Here is a 1,100-nt window from a genome sequence, read left to right as displayed (position 1 = left end):
TGAAGCCGGATCGAGATGCGGTTTGGGAGCAGCGTCAACTCCTGCGCTGGGTCCCAGACGGCGGGCTTCTCCTGCTGCCAGTCGTCGGCGTTGAAGTCCTGGACGAAGTAGCCCTTGCGGTAGAGGAGCGTCATGCCCGCCATGGGGACCCCAAGGTCCGCAGCGCTCTTCAGGATGTCCCCCGCCAGGACGCCCAGGCCGCCCGAATAGGTGGGGATGGACTCTCTCAGGCCCACCTCCATGGAAAAATACGCGATGGGTCTGAACGCGGGGTCGTTCTCCATCAGCGTCCTCAGGGAGCTGCCGAGGTCGCTGCGGTGCAGTCTTTGAATCATCGTCTTGAAACTCCTTTCAACAACCGGCCGGCAGCGGGCTTCCCGCCCGGCCGCCGCGGTGAGGTTCATCGTTGCCGCCGCCTTCAGCGCAGCTGCCGGAAGGGCAGCGATACCGCCAGCGTGACGGCCTGAGGCCCGACGGAGGCTTCTTCAAAAGTTAGGCGTCAGTACTGCATCAGCATTGATTGTGCTTAAATTATCTCACAAATTTTCTTTTTGTGCGCGCTCGTTTGGGGGCAGGGGGCCTTTTCGCCATGATGCCATCGCAGCAAAAAAGCCTGAGGACTTTTTCCTCAGGCAACATCGAACATGACCCTATAGAGGCAGAAACTCGGCTAAAAACACGGGATTCCCTCGCTGGGACCTCCCCGTTTGTCCGTTTCCTTGTACGGTCCGGCTACTTGTAAATATCTCCGCGTGAACCCACCCGGTTGATGTAAATAGCCAGATTCTCGTCATCCACGTCCATCAGAACGCGCCATTTCCCCACGCGCAGCCGATAGTCCGTCCTGCCCACCAAAGGGCGGACATCCCGCCCCTCAATGCCCTCCTCCAGCGCCGCGATCGCGGCCAGAATCCGCCCCTTATCCGGGTTCGGAATCCGGGCGAGCTGCTTCTCCGCGGTGGGCATCACCGTGACAGCCCAGGTCATCCCAGCAAGCTCCGCATAACCTCCGCGATCGGACGCCCCAGCCCAGCGGAACGCTCCGCCCGCGCCCGCTCCACGTCGGCTTCCTCCTCCGGCGTCAGGGGCGGCTCCGTCGG

At 62.0% G+C, this 1,100-nt stretch carries 2 protein-coding genes; both read right to left on the bottom strand.

Going from position 1 to position 1,100, the window contains the following annotated elements:
- Positions 1-335: glycogen/starch/alpha-glucan phosphorylase (locus Q0629_RS03155; protein ID WP_298778837.1), on the bottom strand; the 335-nt coding region annotated here is incomplete at its 3' end.
- A gap of 397 nt (positions 336-732) precedes the next feature.
- Positions 733-987 carry a type II toxin-antitoxin system RelE/ParE family toxin gene (locus Q0629_RS03150; protein ID WP_298778835.1) on the bottom strand — a complete coding sequence of 85 codons (255 nt, stop codon included), beginning with the start codon at positions 985-987 and terminating at the stop codon, positions 733-735.
- Positions 988-1,100 lie beyond the last annotated feature (113 nt).

The organism is uncultured Fretibacterium sp. (genome assembly GCF_938030725.1).
Classification (GTDB): Bacteria; Synergistota; Synergistia; order Synergistales; family Aminobacteriaceae; genus Fretibacterium.
This window is presented reverse-complemented; position numbering and strand designations above follow the sequence as displayed.